Here is a 23033-nt window from a genome sequence, read left to right as displayed (position 1 = left end):
GCACCAGTAGCACCTGTCGCACCAGTGACGCCTTGAATGCCTTGTAAACCTTGAAGACCTTGTTCACCCTGAGCACCTGTGGCTCCCGTTGCACCTGTCGCACCAGTGACACCTTGAATGCCTTGTAAACCTTGAATACCCTGTTCACCTTGAATACCTTGTTCGCCTTGAATACCCTGCTCACCTTGGATACCTTGTTCACCTTGAATACCCTGCTCACCTTGGATACCTTGTTCACCTTGAGCACCCTCAAGACTTGCAAGCCACTCTGTTTCGGTTCCTACAAAACCATTATTCACTGCGACTTGATATGCACTATCTCCTGCTGGACCAGTTGGTCCTGGTATTCCACTCTCAGGACAACTACCTGTGTCTTGATTAGAATTACATGAAGTTGCAAAGACATTTGTATTTGCTGTCATTAAAATTGCACTTAAAAGAAGTACTTGTGCAGCAAACTTTTGTTTACGTAGATAACGGTTTGGCTCAAGTGTTTGTAGATTCATGGCAGCAGATACTGCAGTACTAATATGAGTTTGTTCTTTTTGTAACTTATTTTCTAAGGCTCTCGCCATCTGACTATTCGGGACACCAAAGACATTTTGATTTAATTTTTTCATGTCCTTCTTCCTTATCCTTCTCCTATTTCGTCTATTACACGCCCAAAAATATGTGACGTACATCACTATTTATTGGTATTTTGTGATATAAATAAAATTGAGGATTAGGACTGTATGAAGAACAATATTTTCTTCCTAGTGTTTGGATTAAATTATTTGAAAAATAAATTCACTTAAAAAATATAAAAAAACCCGCATAAAATGCGGGTTTTTCTGAACTTTTAAAACTTATGCAGTTTCAACAGTTACATAGCGACGGCCAAATTGACCTTTCACTTCAAACTTAATTACGCCGTCAGCAGTAGCAAATAAAGTATGGTCACGACCCATACCAACATTTGCACCAGCGTGGAATTCTGTACCACGTTGACGAACGATAATGTTACCAGCAGTCACAGCTTGACCACCGTACATTTTAACACCTAACATTTTAGGATTTGAGTCACGACCGTTCTTAGTCGAGCCACCGGCTTTTTTAGATGCCATGTCTATATACTCCTAGCGATTAGCCTGCGATACCAGTAATTTTTAACTCGGTAAACCATTGACGGTGACCAGTTTGCTTACGGTAGTGTTTACGACGACGTAACTTAACGATACGGATTTTGTCGTGACGACCATGACCAACCACTTCTGCAGTTACTTTCGCGCCAGCTACTACTGGAGCACCGATTTGAATGCTGTCACCGTTAACAACCATTAATACGTCATCAAACGTAATAGTCGCGCCAGTTTCTGCTTTCAATAATTCAACTTTAAGGGTTTCACCCTCAACTACACGGTGCTGTTTACCACCGCTTTGGATTACTGCGTACATAATGTACTCCAACTTGCCCGTGTCGCCGTGTCGATAAAGGGATATATCGAGCTTAAAACGATCGCCACTGGGGTTATACAAGGGGATAGATTTTAAGTGATTATTGCATAAACAACAAGCCATTCTATACAAAAAAACCTAAACTTAACCCTGAGTTTGTTTTGCAGCGCTAACATGTTAAATTAAAATAGAATGAAACACATACGACTGTGCAATAAAGAATAGATTTTTAAAATCAATTCGCTACTATAGTCAGCAGATAAATTTTTGATGTCATCTAAAACATCGTTTATGTATTTATGGTAATCAATCTATCCAAATTATCGAACATCAGTAATCCTATTTTACTGTGTCATTTTTTGATTCTAATTTTTGATTACACTATAGATAATGACGCTACCATTGAAAGCATCACTTAACCAATAGAGGTTTCTATTCCTATGGCCATCGATTTTAAGCAAGATATTCTCGCCCCTGTAGCTCAAGACTTTGCTGAGATGGATACATTTATTAATGAAGGAATTACCTCTAAAGTGGCATTAGTGATGGCAGTCAGTAAACACGTGGTTGAAGCAGGCGGAAAACGCATGCGCCCGATTATGTGCTTACTCGCAGCCAAAGCCTGTGGTGCTGAAGATTTAGCACAACAACGAAAATTAGCTGCCATTATTGAGATGTTGCACACTGCAACGCTTGTGCATGATGATGTTGTCGATGAGTCTGGTTTACGTCGTGGTCGTCCAACCGCAAATGCAACATGGAATAATCAAACAGCAGTTTTAGTCGGTGATTTTCTGATCTCACGTTCTTTCGATTTACTGGTCGATTTGAATAATATGATGTTATTAAAAGACTTTTCTACAGGAACCTGTGAAATTGCTGAAGGTGAAGTATTACAGCTACAAGCTCAACATCAACCTGATACCAATGAACAAACGTATTTAGATATTATCCACGGTAAAACTTCACGTTTATTTGAGTTAGCAACTGAAGGGGCTGCTATCCTTACAGGTACACCAGAATACCGTGAACCCCTCAGAAAATTTGCAGGCCATTTTGGCAATGCCTTCCAAATTATTGATGACATTTTAGATTACACATCTGATGCTGAAACGCTTGGTAAAAATATTGGCGATGATTTAATGGAAGGTAAACCCACTTTGCCTCTCATCTCAGCACTACAACTTACTACAGGTGAACACCACCAAATTATTCGTAAGAGTATTGCAACTGGTGGTACAGCACAACTCGATCAAGTCATCGACATCGTACAACAGTCTGGCGCATTAGATTATTGCCGCAAACGCGCCACAGAAGAAACAGAAGCTGCTTTAGCAGCACTTATGGCCTTGCCTGATACACAATATCGTCAAGCATTATCTAATTTGGCACAATTGGCTTTACACCGAATTCAATAAAGTAGACTTACTTATTTGCTTATGCATATACCATTTAATGATGTATTGCGAAACATGCAACAACAGCTTGAGCTTTCTCAGGCTGTTGATGATGTTTTGCTAATTGAACTGGTCAATCACATTCGACCCAGTGACAGCAAAAATCTAGAAGAAATAGAACAAAAATTTCAGCAGTTTATTCAAATCCTTTTACTTACACCCCATGCTGCAATTACCTTACAAAGTTTTCTTCTGCGTCTGATCAATCAATATAAACAGACCAGTTTATTTGCCGATACAGGTATTTTATCGCTTGATGGTTTTTGGAATCAGTTGGCTCAACGGGTAGGCGCACACTTCTTACCCTTAATCCATGATGGAACCCAACTGCAAGAATTGGTTCGACGAGTGTTTCATCAGCCAAATGACCAATATTGGCTAGATCAAATTTCTGAAAAAAATTGGCAGCAGCTATTTCAACTTTTAAACCAAGGGCATGGTAATCAGAAAGAAAAACTCAAAATTAAAAGTGAACTGATTAAAGCAATTACCGTAATTTCATATCGAATTAGTGGCATTGGCTTATACCCTGAATTTATTAATGCTCAACCTGAACTGACCGAATACGAATCTCCATTTTTAGAACAAAACCGTGAGATTATTGAATTCATTCAACATTATAAAAAATTGCATCAAAATCGGGATGAATTTGCCGTTATTGCACCACCCGATGCTTCACAAGCCTTGGTCATGATTGATCAATGTCGAGAAGTCGTTTTAAAAATTCGACGTGCGACCAAAAGGATTGGGGTGAGTATTAGCCTCACCTATTTACTCTCCTTATTAGAGCAATGTCTTGATCGGGTTGAACTCCTTCTGCAAATCATTGTTGAAGAAGATGAGCTTCGTTACTACGCGATAGGAAGCCTACTCACCGATATTAGCCAAGCGATTTACAATGAACGCAGTGTCCGTGCCTTGCTGGCTAATAACAGCGAACTGATTGCCCTACAAGTCACTGAAAATGCCAGTAAAACAGGCGAACACTATGTAAGTACGGATAAAAAAAGTTTTTGGTCTATGTACCGTTCCGCTGCTGGTGCTGGGGTAATTATTGCCATGATGGCTACCCTAAAAACTTTAGCCTCTCGTGTAGTCATGGCACCGATTATGCAAGCGTTTGTGTATAGCATGAACTATTCTTTTGGTTTCATGCTTATTCATATTGTGCATTGTACCGTTGCAACCAAACAGCCTGCCATGACCGCTGCCGCACTTGCATCGACCGTACAGCATCGCAAAGGCTCTAAGACAGCACAAATTGCGGAATTAGCCGCTTTAATTATTAATATTATTCGTACTCAGTTCATTGCAATTATTGGCAACATTTCCATAGCCATCCCAACTGCGGCATTTATTTCTTGGTTATGGCAAACTGGACTACATGAACCGTTAATGAATCATGCCAAAGCAGCAAAAACATTACATGATTTAAATCCATTTACCTCTTTAGCAATTCCACATGCAGCAATCGCAGGGGTCTGTCTGTTCTTATCAGGTTTGATTGCTGGATATTTCGATAATATGGCCGTTTACCGAAAAGTTGGACCTAGACTTAAAGCACATCAGAAATTGAAATTATATATAGGGCAAGAACGCTTAAATACGCTTGCAGAATATGTCGAACGAAATTTAGGTGCGCTCGCGGGTAATTTTATTTTTGGGATAATGCTTGGCAGTATGGGCACTCTAGGTTTTATTTTAGGTCTCCCCTTAGATATTCGACATATTGCCTTCGCCTCTGCCAACTTTATACAGGGTCTCATGAATATTAATGATAGCCCTGATATTGGCCTAATTATTGTATCTTTTTTAGGTGTACTTTTAATTGGTTTAACCAACTTATTTGTAAGTTTCACCCTCACGATTATTGTTGCTTTGAGGGCGCGTCGCGTTCGTTTTGAGCAATGGAAACCATTGGCAAAGTTAGTGCTGACTCACTTTTTAACACGTCCAAGTGATTTCTTTTGGCCACCAAAATCACCTTTAGTCGTTGACGAAACTACAAATACTCACAAAACTTTAAGTAAATGATTTGTTATATTTCCACCTTACTATAGAAAAATTTAACCGCGTTCACGCAGACTTGAAAAAAAGTGTACTGACTAGTACACTTTGAGCCAGATGTTAACTGGGGGAGTCCGGTTAAACAAACAAGAGGTTAATGCATGCCGTACTTGTTGCTTATTATTGGTTGTTTTTTGTTATTTTTCAGTGTTTTGATTTTAAACACTCCCCGTTTGCTTTCATTTGATTTGGCTATAGTCGAATGGGCAAGTCGTCATCGTACTGAAAGTTTAAACCAAATAACAACGCTATTATCAGCAATTGGGGGGATGCCAGCCGTACTTTTTTTTACCACTTTATGGTGTTTCTACCTAACTTGGTATAAAAAATATACATACATTTTACTAATTTGTTTGGGACTAATTGGAAGCGGAGCCTTGGCTTGGCTACTTAAATACTGGATTGCAAGACCACGCCCACCTGAAATATTTCATTTGGTTCTAAGTTATGGTGCTTCTTTTCCCAGTGCGCACAGTGTTTATGCTGCCGCGTTGAGTTGTCTGGTGATCTATTTATACCGTGAACACTCCAAATACTCATATATTTATTGTTTTGCAGTTATATGGTTCATTTTAATGGGGTGCTCAAGGGTGTATTTGGGCGTACATTTTCCTTCTGATGTTCTTGCAGGTTGGGGCATAAGTTTTATTTGGATTACCCTGCTATACATAGTGTTAGAACACACTATTAAGCGAAAAATAAATTAATTTTTAGATAATAATCTAACCGAGGTGGAACAATGATGTCTGCAAAGCTTTGGGCTCCAGCCCTCACCGCTTGCGCATTAGCAACAAGTATTGCACTTGTTGGTTGTAGCAAAGATCAAAAAGATGCGCAGCAGGCTGGCGCATCTCAACAAATGCCACCAACAGAAGTTGGTATCATTGTTGCGCAACCGCAAAGCGTCGAACAGTCTGTAGAGCTATCTGGTAGAACCACAGCATTTGAAGTATCAGAAGTTCGCCCACAAACCAGTGGTATTATTCTGAAGCGCTTATTTGCAGAAGGTAGTTATGTCCGTGAAGGTCAAGCATTATATGAGTTAGACTCTCGTACAAACCGAGCGACACTTGATAATGCAAAAGCTAACCTCTTACAACAAGAAGCCAATTTAAGCGCTCTGAAAACAAAGCTCAATCGCTATCAACAACTGGTTTCAAGCAATGCGGTTTCGAAACAAGAATATGATGATTTAGTTGGTCAAGTTAGAGTGGCTGATGCCCAAGTTGCGGCTGCACGTGCACAAGTCAAAAATGCCGAAGTAGACTTAGGTTATTCAACCATTCGCTCTCCAATTTCTGGTCAAACTAACCGTTCAACTGTAACGGCAGGTGCACTTGTAACGGCGAATCAGGCAGATCCATTAGTAACGATTCAACGTTTAGATCCAATTTATGTGGATATTAACCAGTCTAGCACTGAATTGTTACGTTTACGCCAGCAGCTCAGCAAAGGCAGTTTGGACAGCAGTAATAACACACGTGTGAAGCTTAAATTGGAAGATGGTAGTTACTACCCAATTGAAGGTCGTTTAGCCTTCTCTGATGCCAGTGTAAATACAGATACAGGGACTGTCACGATTCGTGCAGTATTCCCAAATCCAAATCACTTGTTATTACCAGGTATGTTTGCCAATGCGCAAATTGTACAAGGTGTGATTCCTAATGCAATTTTAGTCCCTCAAGCGGCAATTACGCGTACCCCAACAGGTCAAGCGATGGCCATGATTGTGGATGCGAAAGGTGCAATTGAGTCACGCCCTGTAACCACAGTTGGGGTTCAAGGTCAGAATTGGATCGTAACTGAAGGTATTAAAACAGGTGAAAAAGTTGTGGTGGATGGTGTGGCGAAAGTAAAAGCAGGACAAACTGTTTCTGCAAAACCATATCAACCTCAAACGGAAGCACCAAAAGCATCTGCGCCAGCATCTGCTGGAAAACCGCAAGCGCAACAAGCTGAATCTAACACTGAACAAAAAGCTACTTCACACGCATAAGGGGTAGACTGAATGGCTCAATTTTTTATTCATCGCCCCATTTTTGCGTGGGTGATTGCACTGGTCATTATGCTGGCGGGTATTCTTACCCTCACCAAAATGCCTGTTGCTCAATATCCTACAATTGCACCACCAACGGTGACAATTTCTGCGACTTATCCTGGTGCATCTGCACAAACTGTAGAAAATACAGTCACTCAAATCATTGAACAACAAATGAATGGTTTGGATGGGTTGCGTTATATTTCATCTAACAGTGCAGGTAATGGTCAAGCATCTATCAACTTAAACTTTGAGCAAGGGATTGACCCAGATATTGCGCAAGTTCAAGTACAGAACAAATTACAATCGGCGACAGCACTTTTACCTGAAGATGTACAACGTCAAGGGGTAAAAGTTACTAAGTCGGGTGCGAGTTTTATGCAAGTTCTTGCATTTTACTCTCCTGATGGAAGCTTATCTGGTGCCGATATTAAAGACTATGTAAACTCAAACATTTCTGAACCGCTGAGCCGTGTTGCAGGTGTGGGCGAAGTCCAAGTTTTTGGTGGTTCTTATGCCATGCGCATTTGGTTAGACCCTGCCAAAATGACCAGTTTGCAAGTTACTCCAAGTGATGTTTCTGCTGCGATTAATGCTCAAAACTCTCAAGTGGCAGTTGGTCAGTTAGGTGGTGCACCTGCTGTTCAAGGTCAGGTACTAAACGCAACAGTAAATGCTCAAAGTATGTTGCAAACGCCTGAGCAGTTTAGAAATATCTTTCTTAAAAATACGGCCTCAGGTGCTCAAGTTCGCTTAGGTGATGTTGCTCGTGTTGAACTCGGTTCAGATAACTATCAATTCGACTCTAAATTTAATGGTAAAGCTGCTGGTGGTGTTGCGATTAAACTGGCAACAGGCGCCAACGCACTGGATACTGCTGCGGCTGTAGAAGAACGCTTAAGTGAACTTCGTAAAAACTACCCAGATGGTTTAAAAGATCAACTGGCTTATGACACGACACCGTTTATTAAGCTTTCGATTGAAAGTGTAGTCCATACTTTAATTGAAGCCGTATTCTTGGTATTCATCGTGATGTTCCTGTTCTTACAGAACTGGCGCGCAACGATTATTCCTACGCTTGCCGTACCTGTTGTTGTATTAGGTACATTTGCGGTCATTAATATTTTTGGTTTCTCAATCAACACACTCACCATGTTTGCGATGGTACTTGCCATTGGTCTCTTGGTTGATGATGCGATTGTGGTCGTCGAAAACGTTGAACGTGTAATGCAAGAAGAACACCTCGACCCTGTTGTTGCCACTGAAAGGTCAATGCAACAGATTTCAGGTGCCTTGGTGGGTATTACCAGCGTGTTAACAGCAGTATTCGTTCCAATGGCATTCTTTGGCGGGACGACTGGGGTAATTTACCGTCAGTTCTCGATCACGCTTGTAACAGCAATGATTTTGTCCTTGATTGTGGCATTAACCTTTACCCCTGCCCTGTGTGCGACTCTGTTAAAACAACACGATCCAAATAAAGCAGAAAGTAACAATATTTTTGCGCGTTTCTTCCGTTGGTTTAACAGTAGTTTTGACAAACTGTCAGTAAAATACCAAGGTGGTGTCAACCGTATGACCCATCACAAAGTATTCTCTGGTGTGGTTTATGTCCTTGTAATTGCTGGTTTGGTTGGTCTTTACAAAGTCTTACCGTCTTCGTTCTTACCAAATGAAGACCAAGGCGTTGTCATGACGCTAGTTCAGCTTCCACCAAGTGCAAGCCTTGAACGTACGGACAAAGTCATAACCACTATGACAGACTACTTCATGAATAAAGAGAAAGAAAATATAGATTCAATCTTTACTGTTTCTGGTTTCTCATTCACTGGTGTAGGTCAAAACGCTGGTCTCGCATTTATTAAGCTAAAAGACTGGGATGAACGTACGTCTCCAGAATCTCAAATTGGTGCGATTATTCAACGCGGTATGTCATTGAATATGATTAAAGATGCCTCTTACATCATGCCATTGCAATTACCAGCAATGCCTGAATTAGGTGTAGCATCAGGTTTTGATATTCAGTTGAAAGATGCGAGTGGTCAGGGACATGACAAGCTAATTGCTGCGCGTAATGCAATTTTAGGTATGGCTGCGCAAGATAAGCGTCTTGCAGGCGTACGTCCAAATGGTCAAGAAGATACCCCTCAATACCAAATTACCATTGACCAAGCTCAAGCAGGTGCAATGGGTGTAAGTATCTCTGATATCAATAGCACCATGAGCATGGCATGGGGTGGTTCATATATTAATGACTTCGTTGACCGTGGTCGTGTGAAAAAAGTTTATGTACAAGGCGAAGCAAGTACACGCATGATGCCTGAAGACCTAAACAAATGGTACGTGCGCAATAACGTCGGCACAATGGTTCCATTCTCAGCATTTGCAACAGGGAAATGGACTTACGGTTCGCCACGTTTAGAGCGCTATAACGGCGTATCTTCAGTGAACATTCAAGGTACTCCTGCACCAGGTGTCAGTTCGGGTGATGCGATGCTTGCGATGGAAGAAATCATTGGCAAGTTACCGTCTATGGGCTTACAAGGTTTCGACTACGAATGGACAGGTTTATCTTTAGAAGAACGTGATTCAGGTAGCCAAACAGGTCCTTTACTGGTTCTTTCAATGTTAATCGTGTTCTTATGTCTTGCCGCATTATATGAAAGCTGGTCTATCCCTGTTTCAGTGTTGCTGGTTGTACCTTTAGGTATTATCGGTGCATTTACTTTAACGTGGTTGGGTATGATCATTAAAGGTGATCCGAACCTGTCATTTAACATCTATTTCCAAGTTGCAATTGTTGCCGTGATTGGTCTTTCTGCAAAAAATGCGATCTTGATCGTAGAATTTGCGAAAGAATTGCAAGAAAAAGGTGAAGATTTATTTGATGCAACTTTGCATGCTGCAAAAATGCGTTTACGCCCAATTATCATGACCACCCTTGCCTTTGGTTTTGGTGTACTTCCGCTTGCACTTTCTACAGGTGCGGGTGCAGGAAGTCAGCATTCAGTAGGTTTTGGTGTACTTGGTGGTGTGATTAGTTCTACACTTTTGGGTATTTTCTTTATTCCAGTATTCTTCGTTTGGATTCGTAGTATCTTTAAATACAAACCTAAGAAACAAAATAATCAGGAGCAAACATCGTGATGCAAAAAGTATGGTCTATTTCAGGTCGTAGCATTGCGGTATCTGCACTTGCGCTTGCTTTGACTGCATGTCAGAGCATGCGTGGTCCAGAACCCGTCGCTCAAGCGGATATCCCAACAGGATATATTGGTTCAACAACAGGTCCTTCTGTTGCTGAACAAGGCTATAAAGACTTTTTTGCTGATCCACGATTGGTACAAGTCATTGAAATGGCTTTAGCGAATAACCGTGATTTACGTACTGCAACCTTGAATATTCAACGTGCGCAGCAAGCGTATCAAATTAGCGAAAATAACCAACTACCAACCATTGGTGCAAGTGGTAGTGTGCTTCGTCAAGATACCCTGAGCAGCAACAAACCAATGACAACTTATAATGTTGGTCTCGGTGTGACCGCTTATGAGTTAGATTTTTGGGGGCGTGTTCGTAGCCTAAAAGACAACGCTTTAGATAGCTATTTGGCGACTCAAAGTGCTCGTGATGCAACGCAAATTTCATTGATTGGTCAAGTTGCACAAGCATGGCTAAGCTATTCGTTTGCCAATGCCAACTTAAAACTGGCAGACCAAACGCTTAAAGCTCAGCTTGAGTCTTACAATCTGAACAAGAAGCGTTTTGATGTCGGTATCGATAGCGAAGTCCCTGTACGTCAAGCGCAAATTTCGGTAGAAACTGCACGTAACGATGTCGCAAACTACAAGACTCAAGTTGCACAAGCACAGAACCTGTTGAACCTTTTAGTGGGTCAACCTGTTCCAGCAAACTTATTGGCATCACAACCTGTTAAACGTATTACACAAACAACAGCTTTAAGTGCGGGCTTGCCAAGTGATTTGTTAAATAACCGTCCAGATGTCCGTGCTGCGGAATACCAATTGTCTGCTGCGGGCGCCAATATTGGCGCGGCAAAAGCAAAGTTGTATCCAACCATTAGCTTAACGGGCTCAGCAGGTTATGCATCAACAGATTTAAGCGACTTATTTAAATCTGGCGCTTTTGTCTGGTCACTCGGCCCAAGCTTGGATATTCCAATCTTTGACTGGGGTACACGTCGTGCCAATGTGAAGATTTCAGAAACTGACCAAAAAATTGCATTGTCAGACTATGAAAAGACGATCCAAACTGCATTCCGCGAAGTGAATGATGCTTTGGCAGTACGTGAAAATATTGGTGATCGTCTAGCTGCGCAGCGTCGCCTTGTAGAAGCCACCAATACCACATATAAACTGTCTACTGCCCGCTTCCGCGCTGGCATCGACAACTACTTAACAGTACTGGATGCACAACGTACATCATACTCTGCAGAACAAGGTTTGCTATTGCTTGAACAAGCAAATTTAAACAACCAAGTAGAAGTATATAAAACCCTCGGTGGCGGGGTAAAAGCCAATACTTCTGATCAAGTGGTGAAACAACCCTCTTCTTCAGATTTAAAATATAACAAAACTGCAAAATAAACCTTGCAACATGAAAAGCTCACTTCGGTGGGCTTTTTTATTGCTTTTTTACAGGCTTTTTCCTATCTTCAAAGAGAATCAAATCATTTAAAAATTGAATATTATGCTTTTAAGTAACCTTGAGTCCGTTCCAGGACATACGATTTCCCAGCAACTGGATGTGGTCTATGGCAGTACCGTTCGGAGTAAACATGTGGGGCGTGACTTTCTGGCGGGTTTAAAAAATATTGTTGGCGGTGAACTTACGGCATATACCGAGCTTTTAGAAGAATCACGTCAAGAAGCCATGAGTCGTATGATTGCAAAAGCTCAAGCTTTAGGGGCCAACGCCATCGTAGGAATTCGTTTTTCAACCTCAAATATTGCTCAAGGTGCTTCAGAATTATTTGTTTATGGTACCGCAGTCCGTGTTACCCCGTTAAATAATCATCTCCCTGATCCATTTCCTACACAGGTTTAAACAATGGAAAGTTTAATTTTCCAGTTACTCATCTTTGTGGTGCTATTCAGTGTTGGTTTTGGCTTTGGCCGTTATAACGAACGCAAACATCTGGCAGAGCTTGAACACAATGAAAGACGCCTCGCCTACATCACCGTAGGGAATTTGCGTAAAGTGAGTTTTGAGCAGTCTGGGCACATGATCAGCAGCAATGTTGTAATCTCACATGATTATTTCAAATATGTACTGGCCACCGTGCAAAACTTTTTTGGGGGTAGACTTACCAGCTATGAAAGTGTCGTGGATCGTGCGCGTCGTGAAGCGGTTGTCCGACTCAAACTTGAAGCAGAAAAATACGGTGCAACGCATATCGCCTGCATAAGACTAGCGACCACCGAAATGGGGATGCAAGGTGGCATGGTTGAGGTTTTTGCTTATGGCACAGCTATTTTAAAACCCTAATTTTTCAACTCCCCGCTAGAATGACTGACAAGTAACCCAGACCGTCTGAAAAGTCTTGTAAGCTTTTGCTGTTCTGAGACATGCTTTAGTGAAGATAGCTCACTAAAGCAGCGTCCCCTACACTGTTCACAATAAATACCCACATGGTTCACTGACTTAAAAGCATCGAGAGATATGAAATCTTTAGCATTTAAAATAAGCATAGCTGCGCTCACCATGATTTCATTTACAACTCAAGCCGAATTAATTGTCTTAGCATCTCCGCAAAGTCATGATGCCTACTATGCAAAAGTAATCGATGATATTTTTGATTTTCATATAGATTATGCGAAAAAAATTATTAAAAATGGAGACAATGTCGTTATTTTAACAGACCAATATCTTTACCCCGAGTACGTTAAAGCATTGGGCAAAAAGCATGTGGCGATCACCCCGATGCAGGATATTTGGATGCGTGACTTTACCAGCACCAATCCTGCGCAACCTGTGATGTTCCGCTATACCGCCGCGGGTCAAGGTGGAGGAAAGAAAGGGCAAGCCATTTCAGATGAAGTGCAAGACGAATTTAAATATTATAGCCAGAAGGCAGGTTTACAGTTTACTCAAAGTAAGCTGTTGAATGATGGTGGTAACTGGGTTGAAGATGGTTATGGCAATGTCGTGCTCAGCACCAAATTTTTAACTGATAATAAGCTAACTGAAAGCGAGGCTCGGAAAAAACTGATAGCCTTAACAAATGCCAAACAAATTGCATTTATTGAAGCCGATGAACAAGGCGGCTTAGAACATGCCGATGGTGTGGTCAGTTTTATCGATCAAAATACCTTGGTGATTAACTCCTACCCTGAAGATCCGGACTATGCCAAGCGACTCATGGTAGATTTAAAACGCGGTATTCCCAATGTGAAAATTCATGAAATCATTACACCATATGATGGCAGCGAAATTTACGATGAAAAATTTGGTTCAGCTTGCGGCTTGTACACCAATATGCTGGTCACCCCTGAACGGATTTATTTTCCACAGTTTGGAATTAAAGAAGATGCTATCGCCTTAAAACAAATTCGGAGTATAACTAAACGGACTGTCATTCCCGTACAGTCCTCAAAAGTCTGCCATATGGGCGGTGGCGTACGCTGTATGTCTTGGCAAGTTCGTAGCAAAAATGCAGAATTATTCTTAAATTATTTAAACAAAATCAGCCAATAGATCATTCATCAATTTATGTAGCTTTAATCAAAAAGGAAGAAAGCATGGCTTTCCCCCATACTTCCCAATTTACTTTACTTTCGCTTTACGAATCATTCGATACAGAGCACTTGGTGATAAACGTGAAACCAGTACGCCTAATTTTTCTTTACGCCCACCAATCACAATATATTCATCACCTTGCATTAATGATTTAACCGTATATTGTGCAAATTCATCTGCTTCTAGACCATTAGCTGTTGCTTCATTATCAAAGCCTTGTGCCTGACCCACTCCATTTAAAGCATTAATGGAAACGTTGGTTTTTACAAAACCTGGAAAAACTACCGAAACATCTACCCCATCTTCGGCCACTTCTGCCCTTAAACTGTTTGCCCACATATGAATGGCTGCTTTTGCCGCAGAATAGGAAGCACGATATTGCGTCCCTAATAATCCTGCAATACTCGAAACAAAAACCACTCGACCTGACTTTTGTTTTAAAAGTGTAGGTAAAACAGTTTTGGTTAAAAATACCTGCGAAAAGTAATCAACTTCCATAATGGTACGTTCAGTTTGCATGGTCGTTTCAGTAATCAGGGCACGCTGACTTAAACCTGCATTATTAATCAGCCAGTCAATACGTCCTTTGGCAGCCAAGACTTGTTCATACGCATGTAAGACTTGAGCTTCATTGGTAATATCTGCACAAATTGAAAGATGTAAATCTGGATTTAACAATCCAACACGCACCTTTTCCAATTCATCGATGCGACGGGCAGTCAGCACCACTTGTGCACCTTGTAATGCACACTCTTGTGCCAAGGCTTTACCTAAACCTGAAGATGCCCCAGTAATCCATACCACCTTATTTTCTAAACTGTCTAGCTTAGCCATTATTGTCTACCCTGATTCGATTACGGCAATTGCCTAATTGTTGGTTGAATTTTCTAAAAAAACAAGAAAATGATTGAAATAATGACTCAGGGTTTTAGCATCATATTGCATACCCAATTTATCAAAACGCTTATAGCCCATTTGAGTGGTGACATGAATGACCCCATTTAGAGTCTTATCCACCACTACATTAAATTTCAGCATTGTTTTCGGAACCCGAATTAAATGTGTCACGCCCTGATCCACAATTTGAGTAAATGCCTGTAAAGCAGGAATCACTGCAGCATTATTACCTTGTTGCATTTCTTCAGCAGAACTGAGCAACGCTTGAACACTGTCTTCATCGACTGGATAGGACAAATAAAATTCACCCTCTTTTTGATACATCAGTTCGTGCAGATAATTCACCATCGGCAGCAAACGCTCATTACCAAAAAATGACACCGACCATGGCATATATTTACGCGTGGTTTCCATAATGTGCTGGATTACTTTGGCAGATTCATTGTCTCCCGAATGCGAAACACGGGTCATCTCTCCAAAAACCTGATCAATCACCTCATAAGAAATGTCTGCCAGCACATCACCCAATGCCTTGGCTAAACTCTCGGTTTGACCTTGATTAAGTTGTTGATGAATATCCTGAAAACGTTGATGGGTTTCTGATTTCAACTTAAGTGAAATAACATAACTCATTCTATTTTTTCCTTTTTATCAAGTTCTACGATCTTATGCGCAGTCGTTATACAGACTTCATCATAAAACCTCTCACTTGCCGTGACAATTGCAGAAACAAAGCATTTGACGAACATCCCAAAGCCGTTATTTTTTTGCTACACTAGGTGCAATTTTTTATTCACTTTTTATCTGTTCTGACTATGACTGATTCTGCGCAAAATATTGCTACGACTTACGATCCGACTGAGATCGAGAAAAAATGGTACCAAACTTGGGAAGAGCGTGGCTATTTCAAACCATCTCAACAAGGTGAATCATTCTGTATCATGATTCCGCCACCAAACGTCACTGGCAGTTTGCATATGGGTCATGGTTTTAACAATGCCATTATGGATGCCTTAACGCGCTACAACCGTATGTCAGGCAAAAACACCTTGTGGCAACCAGGTACAGACCATGCGGGTATTGCCACACAAATGGTGGTTGAACGTCAGTTGGGCGCTCAAGGTGTAAGCCGTCATGACCTTGGCCGTGAAAAATTCATCGAAAAAATCTGGGAATGGAAAGAGCAATCAGGCAACACCATTACCCGTCAAATCCGTCGTTTAGGTTCATCTGTAGATTGGTCTCGTGAACGCTTCACCATGGATGAAGGTTTATCCAATGCAGTAAAAGAAGTGTTCGTGAAATTACACGAAGACGGCTTGATCTACCGTGGCAAACGTTTGGTGAACTGGGATCCTAAACTACAGACTGCGCTTTCTGACCTCGAAGTTGAGTCAGATAAAGAAGAAGCAGGTTCATTGTGGCACTTCAAATACTTCTTTGAAGATAAAAACCTACGTACCCACGATGGTAAAGACCACATCGTTGTTGCAACGACGCGTCCTGAAACATTGCTCGGTGATACAGCGGTTGCTGTTGCACTAGATGATGAACGCTATACACACCTTGTGGGTCAGAACATCATTCTGCCAATTACAGGCCGTGCAGTTCCAATCGTGAAAGATGAATATGTTGATAAAGAATTCGGTACAGGCTGTGTGAAAATCACCCCTGCGCACGACTTTAACGACTATGAAGTCGGTAAGCGTTGTGAACTCCCAATCATCAACATCTTTAATAAAAATGCAGAAGTGTTGGCTGAGTTTGAATATATCGCGAAAGCGGGCGAGCAAATTTCTAAAACCATCCCTGCTCCTGCGGACTATATTGGTTTAGAGCGTTTTGAAGCGCGTAAAAAACTGGTTGAACAAGCGGAAGCTGAAGGTTGGTTAGATCAGATCCAACCGTACACACTTAAACCACCTCGCGGTGACCGTTCAGGTGTGATCGTTGAGCCATTATTGACGGATCAATGGTATGTGAAAATTGCACCATTGGCGCAACCTGCCATTGAAGCGGTTCAAGACGGTCGCATCAAGTTTGTTCCTGAGCAGTACAGCAACATGTACATGGCGTGGATGAACAACATTCAAGACTGGTGTATCTCTCGTCAACTTTGGTGGGGTCACCGTATTCCAGCTTGGTACGATGCTGAAGGCAACATTTATGTAGGTCGTAACGAAGCTGAAGTACGTGCCAAAAACAACATCCCTGCTGATGTTGTGCTTAACCAAGATGAAGACGTACTGGATACGTGGTTCTCTTCTGCACTTTGGACGTTCTCAACCCTTGGTTGGACTGGTGATGCCAAGAAAGATGCAGAAAACTATTTCCTCAATACCTTCCACCCAACTGATGTGTTAGTGACTGGTTTTGACATCATCTTCTTCTGGGTTGCTCGTATGATTATGTTTACGATGCACTTCATGAAGAATGAAGATGGTACGCCACAAGTGCCGTTTAAAACGGTCTATGTTCACGGTTTAGTTCGTGATGGCGAAGGTCAAAAAATGTCGAAGTCGAAGGGCAACGTGCTTGATCCATTAGATTTGATTGACGGTGTAGACCTTGAGACTTTGGTACAAAAACGTACTACAGGTCTGATGAACCCGAAACAAGCAGCGAAGATTGAAAAATCAACCCGTAAAGAGTTCCCAGAAGGCATTCAAGCGTATGGTACAGACGCAGTGCGTTTCACCTTCTGTGCGCTTGCCAACACCGGTCGTGACATTAAGTTCGACATGAAACGTGTTGAAGGTTACCGTAACTTTGCTAACAAAATCTGGAACGCAACCCGTTTCGTGATGATGAACTGTGAAAATCAAGAAATTGGTAGCGAAGTTCGTCAAGACCTTTGGGAATTACCTGAACAGTGGATCGTGAGCCGTCTGCAAAAAGCAGAAGCTGCGGTACAACAAGCTTTCGCGACTTACCGTTTAGACTTGGCTGCACAAGCGATTTATGAGTTCATTTGGAATGAATACTGTGACTGGTATGTCGAACTGACAAAACCTGTTCTGAACGATGAAAACGTATCGGTTGAGCGTAAAGCTGAAGTTCGTCGTGTACTCCTTGCGGTAATGGAAGCATCTTTACGTCTTGCACATCCGCTTATGCCGTATTTGACTGAAGAAATCTGGCAGACGCTTGCACCGAAACTCGGTATTCCTGGCGAAACCATTATGTTGGCACAATACCCTGTTGCCAACCCTGAGCGTGTAAACGAACAGGCTGAAGCCGATATGCAATGGCTTCAAGGTTTGATTGGTGCGGTACGTAACATCCGTGGTGAAATGGGCTTAGGTAATGCGCGTTTATTACCTGTATTGCTTCAAAACACCACTGAAGCGGAAAAAGCACAGATCACGCGTATTGAAGCGTTGTTTAAAGCGTTGGCAAAAGTGGAAAGCATTACCTTCTTGGTGGATGCTGAGCAACCACCATTGTCTTCTTCTTCTGTGGTTGGACATGCATCTGTATTCGTTCCAATGAAGGGCTTGATTGACCCGAAAGCGGAATTAGGTCGTTTACAGAAAGACTTAGACAAAGTGCAAAAGCAGCATGACCAAATTGCGACTAAACTGGGTAATGAAGGTTTTGTGGCGAAAGCACCCGCGGCTGTGGTTGAAGGTGAAAAAGTTAAACTTGCTGAATTTGCTGATCAGTTAGCGAAGATTAAAGCGAATATGGATCAGATTGCAGCGCTTTGATGCTGTAATTTGATCTAATTCATAGTATAAAGGGCTGATTATTCAGCCCTTTATTTTTGTTAATTATTGCATTAAAAACATAATTCTTTAAAATAAATGCTTAAAATTCAATCTAAGATAAATGAGTATATGCATTCAGAATTTTTAAAAAATGTTCAAAAATTCCTTGGACTTATTAGTGCTATTAGTGCATTTATTTTAGTTGGATTATATTTTTTATTTTCATACCTCCTAAATAAAAAAGATTTCACTTGGTCAACCACTTTTTTTTCTTTAGGTAAAGATATTTCCAATGCATTAATACCCACTTTAATTATTCTAACTGTATCACTATTACTTTTAAAATCTTTAACTGATTTCTTTACAAACCAACGTGATGAAAAGTTAATTGATGATATTGCAAGAAGAACACTTGACGATATCAAACCGTACTTTAGTAATGATTGGAAAACCCAAGATTTTTTTAAAAATAAAAATTGGAGGTTATTATTTCAAAACCATAAAAAGGTCACTATCGTAACTCACTATTTCGACTCATGGCTTTCAAGCCACTCAAAAATTTTAGAGGCTTTTCTTAAAAAAGGTGGTGAATTGGAGTTCATTCTTCCCGATGAAAATAATGTTGAACACCTAAAAATTATTGCAAGTCGATTTAATCAACCTGAAAGTCATATAAAAACTAAAATCAATAACTGTAAAACAAAATTAAATGGCATTTATACTAAGGCAAATCGTAAAGGTACAATTACGATCACCAATAGCACAAAGTTTCATTGGAATTTTTTTATGTTATTTGATGAAAAGATTTTTATCATTTCTCCATATGAGGGTAGTGTTGAAGTATCAAGTGATTCCCCTGCTTTAGAATTTAATTTAGCTAAAAATGAACAAGTTAAGAATTGGATTATCAAAGAGATTCAAAGTTTACGCTCTTAAATAACCCTCACTCTCAGCCCTTTCCCATAGGGAGAGGGAGCATCATTTGATTTATGCCTTCATTAATTTCAGAATGAAATTCCCTCTCCTTTCAGGAGAGGAATCATCAAACTTCCATCTACTTATTTTATTTTTATAGGCCATTTTTCTTTAAATTCAGCAACTTGTGTTACTGATATTTGACATCCTTGCCAAGTAATAAATCCTTCTTCATCTTCCCAATATAGAGTATTAGTTTTACGATCTATTAAACTGCCTTGTTTTTTTCTATTAAGCTTTTTAATTAAATTTTTCCAATCATTGGTATTTAAAATATAAAAATCTGGTCTTTCATCAATTGATTTATTCTTAAAATCGACAAAAACTATTAAATCACATTCTTTCCAAATACCTTTTACTCGTGGCCAAGTTGCCCCTCTTTTTGTTTTGACTGAGACGCAACCAACAGCATTTTCACTTTCAATTAGTAAATCTGTTTTTTTATGATTACCCAAAGTAAGTTGGGCATAAAATCCTCTCTTACACAATTCTGCGGCAACTAGATATTCCCCAACTAATCCAACATTCTCTGTAGAAATTTCTTTCATTCTTACTCCTTTCTATTAGCTTAGATTTATAAAAAATTATTAGTTTGGTAACCGCAAATTTTGCATAAATCCTCCAACACCACATCCGTCTGATTCAAGACATCATGATTCCAATACCGCACAACGGTTAACCCCAAAGCCTCTAAAAACTTGGTTCGTTCAGCATCATATTCAATCGCCTCATCTGTACCATGCTGACTACCATCTAGCTCAATCACTAAACCCAACTCATGACAGTAAAAATCTACAATATACGGTGCAATCACATGCTGCCTACGAAATTTAAGATTCATAAATCGTTTTGCTCTAAGTAGTTGCCACATCAGGTTTTCTGCGTCTGTGACATTGCTTCTCATAGTTTTGGCAAATTCTAATAATTGTGGGTCTAGTTTCATTTTTTATTTTTACCTCTCCCTAACCCTCTCCTTAAAGGAGAGGGAACATTCATTATAAATTTTATGTAGATATAAAATCAGATGCCGCTCCCTCTCCCTTTGGGAGAGGGCTGGGGTGAGGGAAAATCAAAGCACCCCATGCCCCAACAACATCTCTACCCCACTCATCTTTTTCATATGCTTTAAACGTTCTTTTTCCCACTTCACCTGCTGCTTTAACTCGGCAATATCTTTATCTATCACCTTATACACATCACTTATTTTGAGCTGTTTAGTGTTGATATGACTGCTTAAGTGAAAAGATGCAAAGATCTCCTCTAACTGACTTTGCAAGTTCTGACTCTGCGCTTCCAAAGACAACTGATAAAACTTCACTTGCTCAGAACTTAAAGCTTTTGAGCTTAGCCCTTTATTGGTCTCTAGCTGTAACTGGAGTTTGAGTAAATAAAATAAATCCTGCTCTGCATAAGCTTCATTGACCTGCTGCAAAAGTTCAGTCTTCTCTAACTTCTTCGTTTCGTCAGGTTCACGGTCAGGGTGAATTATCGCGGTTATTTTTAAATACACGGTTTTTAGTGACTGGGCTGCCATTTTGGTTGCTTGCTCACGTTTTTCTTGTTGTTTTAACTGCTTGGCACGTTCTCGCTCTGCTTCATATTGGGCAGAATCATATTCATAATTTTCCCAGTCTACATCCACGTTTTGTTCTACCGTTTCAGCGAGATCATGATTTTGTATTGAGTTTGCTTTGGCTTTCTTCGCACGTACATGTTCTGCATGCTGCATATAGAAAGTATCAATTTTCTCTACTTGTTCTTTTTGCTCGGAAGTTAGCCTCTGTGATTTTTTTAGCATCTTGGCTAAAGCGGCTATTTTGGTGTCGATTTGTACCAAATCTGCTTTGCTAAAGGCATCGCTGACTAAGTGATTCCATAAAGTATCGAGCTGTGCAAATAAAACCGTGTGTAACTCGCTATACACAGGTAAAAGCTTGCTGCGCGTATAATTTTGAATGTCGGCTTGCGCATTTTTCCATGTCGCCAGTTCTTGTTTTTGTTGTTCAATCTGGTCAATTAAGCGATTTAATTTTTTCTGCTGTGGAGACTGCTCAGCCCTGTGCTCTAAGCTGATTTTGAGATCAAAAGACATACTCATCCATACATTGCAAAATAAAAGTACTATAACAAGATTACCCCGATGATAGAACGTCCATGCCCGATATAGCCCAATCTGAATCGTTGATTCACTTCAACAGAAATAAATGCACAATCACAGTGCCTTACAAGGTAAAACATACAAATAACGCTCTTGAAACATCACGGCGAGGTCAGTGTTTGCATATCTTCCAATCTATTTTTAACTGAACCATGAGCAATCCATATATACGCGTATAAGCAATCCTGAAATTTAAAAAATGATTTAAAATCAATTATTTATATTAAAACTAAAAGTTTACTCTCGATTTATCAATTTGGAATATTCTGACAACGAATTGTTTATTTTTATTAAACACAGTATTTTATTAAATTATGTAATGCTGTTCAGGCATAGATTCTGCTTTGTTCACTCTAAATTTTATTTATTGGCTTTAAATCTGTTTAAAACTTAAAGATTTATCGTTAACAAAGCATCAACAATCTGACCTGCGCAACTGATTAAAACTCGCGCTAAGATGAAGTTAAATCTGTTTATTAAACAAACAGACAATAATGCAAAAACAAATAAACTGATGGAAATTCAGTCAATAAATAAAGTGAAAGATGAAAACAAAACACAAGGAGTTTACCCATGTTATTAAAACGGCCCCTGACTTCCCTACTCTGTGCCAGCACGTTGGTATTCGGTTTAAGTGCCTGTAGTGGCGACAAAACACCAAGTAGTAATGATTCTGCGGGCAAAGAAAGTTCCGCATCGGGAACGCTAGAAAAAATTAAACAGTCAGGAACCATCGTGTTGGGCTATCGTGACTCTTCCATTCCATTTTCTTATATTGCCGATAATCCGAATCAACCTGTGGGCTATGCACATGATTTACAACTAAAAGTTGTAGATGCCGTGAAACAAAAACTGAATATGCCCGATTTAAAAATTCGCTATAACTTGGTCACTAGTCAAAACCGTATTCCATTGGTTTCTAATGGTACCGTCGACTTAGAATGCGGCTCAACCACCAACAACAAAGAACGCCAGCAACAAGTCGCTTTTTCCGTGGGGTATTTTGAAGTGGGTTCGCGTTTACTCACCGCGAAAGACTCTGGCGTGAAAGACTTTGCTGACTTAAAGGGCAAAAAACTGGTAACCACCGCGGGAACTACCTCGGAACGTTATATTCGCCAACATGAAAAAGAACTGGGGATTGGTGAAATTATTTCTGCCAAAGACCATGCTGAATCGTTCCTGATGCTACAAAACGGACGTGCTGCCGCATTTATGATGGATGATATTTTACTTGCAGGGGAAAAATCGAAAGCAAAAGATCCAAATCAATGGGTGATTGTAGGTACTGCACCTATCCATGAAATTTATGGCTGTATGCTCAGAAAAGGTGACCCTGAATTTAAACAAGTGGTAGATGACGCAATTAAAGCAGTCTATAGCTCAGGTGAAATCAACAATATGTATAAGAAATGGTTCGAACAACCTATTCCGCCTAAAAATATTAACCTGAACTTCCCAATGTCGGAACAATTAAAAGCCCTTATTGCGTCACCACATGACCGTGATCAGTAATCTATGCTGACCATTCTCTCAAT

General features: G+C 40.4%; 20 protein-coding genes. 12 read left to right on the top strand and 8 right to left on the bottom strand.

Annotated features, from left to right (window positions below; all coding sequences use genetic code 11):
• The 3 genes from I593_RS01235 to rplU all read right to left on the bottom strand — a co-directional run.
• Nucleotides 1–620 (bottom strand): collagen-like domain-containing protein (locus I593_RS01235; RefSeq protein WP_016165772.1); only part of this gene is annotated, 620 nt, incomplete at its 3' end.
• Nucleotides 621–848: 228 nt separating this feature from the next.
• A complete protein-coding gene (gene rpmA, locus I593_RS01230; protein ID WP_016165771.1) occupies nucleotides 849–1106 on the bottom strand; it encodes a 50S ribosomal protein L27 in 258 nt (85 codons plus the stop codon).
• Between the two features lie 19 nt (nucleotides 1107–1125).
• Nucleotides 1126–1437 (bottom strand): 50S ribosomal protein L21, encoded by a 312-nt coding sequence (gene rplU / locus I593_RS01225; protein ID WP_016165770.1) that lies wholly within the window; start codon nucleotides 1435–1437, stop codon nucleotides 1126–1128.
• A 440-nt stretch (nucleotides 1438–1877) separates the two neighbouring features.
• Here rplU and sdsA point away from each other — a divergent pair, with 440 nt between their 5' ends.
• From sdsA to I593_RS01180, 9 genes are all read left to right on the top strand, one after another.
• The gene (gene sdsA, locus I593_RS01220) at nucleotides 1878–2855 is read left to right on the top strand and encodes an All-trans-nonaprenyl-diphosphate synthase (protein WP_016165769.1); all 978 of its coding nucleotides are present in this window, start codon (nucleotides 1878–1880) and stop codon (nucleotides 2853–2855) included.
• 21 nt (nucleotides 2856–2876) lie between these two features.
• Nucleotides 2877–4928, top strand: a complete 2052-nt coding sequence (locus I593_RS01215; protein ID WP_026441315.1) for a site-specific recombinase — start codon at nucleotides 2877–2879, stop codon at nucleotides 4926–4928.
• Nucleotides 4929–5062: 134 nt separating this feature from the next.
• Nucleotides 5063–5668: a phosphatase PAP2 family protein gene (locus I593_RS01210; protein WP_016165767.1), complete on the top strand. Its 606-nt coding sequence runs from the start codon at nucleotides 5063–5065 to the stop codon at nucleotides 5666–5668.
• A 32-nt stretch (nucleotides 5669–5700) separates the two neighbouring features.
• Nucleotides 5701–6957, top strand: coding sequence for an efflux RND transporter periplasmic adaptor subunit (locus I593_RS01205; protein ID WP_016165766.1), 1257 nt, complete (start codon nucleotides 5701–5703; stop codon nucleotides 6955–6957).
• Between the two features lie 12 nt (nucleotides 6958–6969).
• On the top strand, nucleotides 6970–10146 hold the full coding sequence (gene adeJ, locus I593_RS01200) for a multidrug efflux RND transporter permease subunit AdeJ (protein ID WP_016165765.1): 3177 nt from the start codon (nucleotides 6970–6972) through the stop codon (nucleotides 10144–10146).
• Entirely contained in the window at nucleotides 10146–11603 is a 1458-nt protein-coding gene (gene adeK, locus I593_RS01195) for a multidrug efflux RND transporter AdeIJK outer membrane channel subunit AdeK (protein WP_016165764.1), read from the top strand. The genes adeJ and adeK overlap by 1 nt, the downstream gene beginning before the upstream one ends.
• Nucleotides 11604–11706: 103 nt before the next feature.
• Nucleotides 11707–12063 carry a YbjQ family protein gene (locus tag I593_RS01190; protein WP_016165763.1) on the top strand — a complete coding sequence of 119 codons (357 nt, stop codon included), beginning with the start codon at nucleotides 11707–11709 and terminating at the stop codon, nucleotides 12061–12063.
• 3 nt (nucleotides 12064–12066) lie between these two features.
• Nucleotides 12067–12504 (top strand): YbjQ family protein, encoded by a 438-nt coding sequence (locus I593_RS01185; RefSeq protein WP_016165762.1) that lies wholly within the window; start codon nucleotides 12067–12069, stop codon nucleotides 12502–12504.
• A gap of 174 nt (nucleotides 12505–12678) precedes the next feature.
• Complete coding sequence (locus I593_RS01180; RefSeq protein WP_016165761.1) at nucleotides 12679–13713, top strand: agmatine deiminase family protein; 1035 nt, start codon at nucleotides 12679–12681, stop codon at nucleotides 13711–13713.
• Nucleotides 13714–13782: 69 nt separating this feature from the next.
• Here I593_RS01180 and I593_RS01175 read toward each other — a convergent pair whose 3' ends face one another.
• On the bottom strand, nucleotides 13783–14589 hold the full coding sequence (locus I593_RS01175; RefSeq protein ID WP_016165760.1) for an SDR family NAD(P)-dependent oxidoreductase: 807 nt from the start codon (nucleotides 14587–14589) through the stop codon (nucleotides 13783–13785).
• A 33-nt stretch (nucleotides 14590–14622) separates the two neighbouring features.
• Nucleotides 14623–15285, bottom strand: a complete 663-nt coding sequence (locus I593_RS01170; protein ID WP_016165759.1) for a hypothetical protein — start codon at nucleotides 15283–15285, stop codon at nucleotides 14623–14625.
• A gap of 182 nt (nucleotides 15286–15467) precedes the next feature.
• Between I593_RS01170 and I593_RS01165 the strand changes: the two genes are divergently transcribed.
• Both I593_RS01165 and I593_RS01160 read left to right on the top strand, forming a co-directional pair.
• Nucleotides 15468–18362 (top strand): valine--tRNA ligase, encoded by a 2895-nt coding sequence (locus I593_RS01165; RefSeq protein WP_016165758.1) that lies wholly within the window; start codon nucleotides 15468–15470, stop codon nucleotides 18360–18362.
• 129 nt (nucleotides 18363–18491) lie between these two features.
• Entirely contained in the window at nucleotides 18492–19298 is an 807-nt protein-coding gene (locus I593_RS01160; RefSeq protein WP_026441316.1) for a hypothetical protein, read from the top strand.
• 122 nt (nucleotides 19299–19420) lie between these two features.
• Here the strand turns inward: I593_RS01160 and I593_RS01155 are convergent, their stop codons facing one another.
• From I593_RS01155 to I593_RS01145, 3 genes are all read right to left on the bottom strand, one after another.
• A complete protein-coding gene (locus tag I593_RS01155) occupies nucleotides 19421–19885 on the bottom strand; it encodes a hypothetical protein (RefSeq protein WP_016165756.1) in 465 nt (154 codons plus the stop codon).
• 26 nt (nucleotides 19886–19911) lie between these two features.
• Nucleotides 19912–20280 (bottom strand): endonuclease domain-containing protein, encoded by a 369-nt coding sequence (locus tag I593_RS01150; protein WP_016165755.1) that lies wholly within the window; start codon nucleotides 20278–20280, stop codon nucleotides 19912–19914.
• A 126-nt stretch (nucleotides 20281–20406) separates the two neighbouring features.
• The gene (locus I593_RS01145; protein WP_016165754.1) at nucleotides 20407–21429 is read right to left on the bottom strand and encodes a coiled-coil domain-containing protein; all 1023 of its coding nucleotides are present in this window, start codon (nucleotides 21427–21429) and stop codon (nucleotides 20407–20409) included.
• A gap of 639 nt (nucleotides 21430–22068) precedes the next feature.
• Between I593_RS01145 and I593_RS01140 the strand changes: the two genes are divergently transcribed.
• Nucleotides 22069–23010 (top strand): transporter substrate-binding domain-containing protein, encoded by a 942-nt coding sequence (locus I593_RS01140; protein WP_016165753.1) that lies wholly within the window; start codon nucleotides 22069–22071, stop codon nucleotides 23008–23010.
• The last annotated feature ends 23 nt before the right edge of the window (nucleotides 23011–23033 follow it).

The sequence above is a fragment of the Acinetobacter tandoii DSM 14970 = CIP 107469 genome (genome assembly GCF_000400735.1).
GTDB lineage: Bacteria > Pseudomonadota > Gammaproteobacteria > Pseudomonadales > Moraxellaceae > Acinetobacter > Acinetobacter tandoii.
Note: the sequence above shows the minus strand (reverse complement) of the source record. Positions and strands in the feature narration are given on the sequence as shown.

Coding starts and splice junctions, on each gene's coding strand:
- rpmA (WP_016165771.1), bottom strand. CDS start 1,106: ATGGCATCTAAAAAAGCCGGTGGCTCGACTAAGAACGGTCGTGACTCA.
- rplU (WP_016165770.1), bottom strand. CDS start 1,437: ATGTACGCAGTAATCCAAAGCGGTGGTAAACAGCACCGTGTAGTTGAG.
- sdsA (WP_016165769.1), top strand. CDS start 1,878: ATGGCCATCGATTTTAAGCAAGATATTCTCGCCCCTGTAGCTCAAGAC.
- I593_RS01215 (WP_026441315.1), top strand. CDS start 2,877: ATGCATATACCATTTAATGATGTATTGCGAAACATGCAACAACAGCTT.
- I593_RS01210 (WP_016165767.1), top strand. CDS start 5,063: ATGCCGTACTTGTTGCTTATTATTGGTTGTTTTTTGTTATTTTTCAGT.
- I593_RS01205 (WP_016165766.1), top strand. CDS start 5,701: ATGATGTCTGCAAAGCTTTGGGCTCCAGCCCTCACCGCTTGCGCATTA.
- adeJ (WP_016165765.1), top strand. CDS start 6,970: ATGGCTCAATTTTTTATTCATCGCCCCATTTTTGCGTGGGTGATTGCA.
- adeK (WP_016165764.1), top strand. CDS start 10,146: ATGCAAAAAGTATGGTCTATTTCAGGTCGTAGCATTGCGGTATCTGCA.
- I593_RS01190 (WP_016165763.1), top strand. CDS start 11,707: ATGCTTTTAAGTAACCTTGAGTCCGTTCCAGGACATACGATTTCCCAG.
- I593_RS01185 (WP_016165762.1), top strand. CDS start 12,067: ATGGAAAGTTTAATTTTCCAGTTACTCATCTTTGTGGTGCTATTCAGT.
- I593_RS01180 (WP_016165761.1), top strand. CDS start 12,679: ATGAAATCTTTAGCATTTAAAATAAGCATAGCTGCGCTCACCATGATT.
- I593_RS01175 (WP_016165760.1), bottom strand. CDS start 14,589: ATGGCTAAGCTAGACAGTTTAGAAAATAAGGTGGTATGGATTACTGGG.
- I593_RS01170 (WP_016165759.1), bottom strand. CDS start 15,285: ATGAGTTATGTTATTTCACTTAAGTTGAAATCAGAAACCCATCAACGT.
- I593_RS01165 (WP_016165758.1), top strand. CDS start 15,468: ATGACTGATTCTGCGCAAAATATTGCTACGACTTACGATCCGACTGAG.
- I593_RS01160 (WP_026441316.1), top strand. CDS start 18,492: ATGCATTCAGAATTTTTAAAAAATGTTCAAAAATTCCTTGGACTTATT.
- I593_RS01155 (WP_016165756.1), bottom strand. CDS start 19,885: ATGAAAGAAATTTCTACAGAGAATGTTGGATTAGTTGGGGAATATCTA.
- I593_RS01150 (WP_016165755.1), bottom strand. CDS start 20,280: ATGAAACTAGACCCACAATTATTAGAATTTGCCAAAACTATGAGAAGC.
- I593_RS01145 (WP_016165754.1), bottom strand. CDS start 21,429: ATGTCTTTTGATCTCAAAATCAGCTTAGAGCACAGGGCTGAGCAGTCT.
- I593_RS01140 (WP_016165753.1), top strand. CDS start 22,069: ATGTTATTAAAACGGCCCCTGACTTCCCTACTCTGTGCCAGCACGTTG.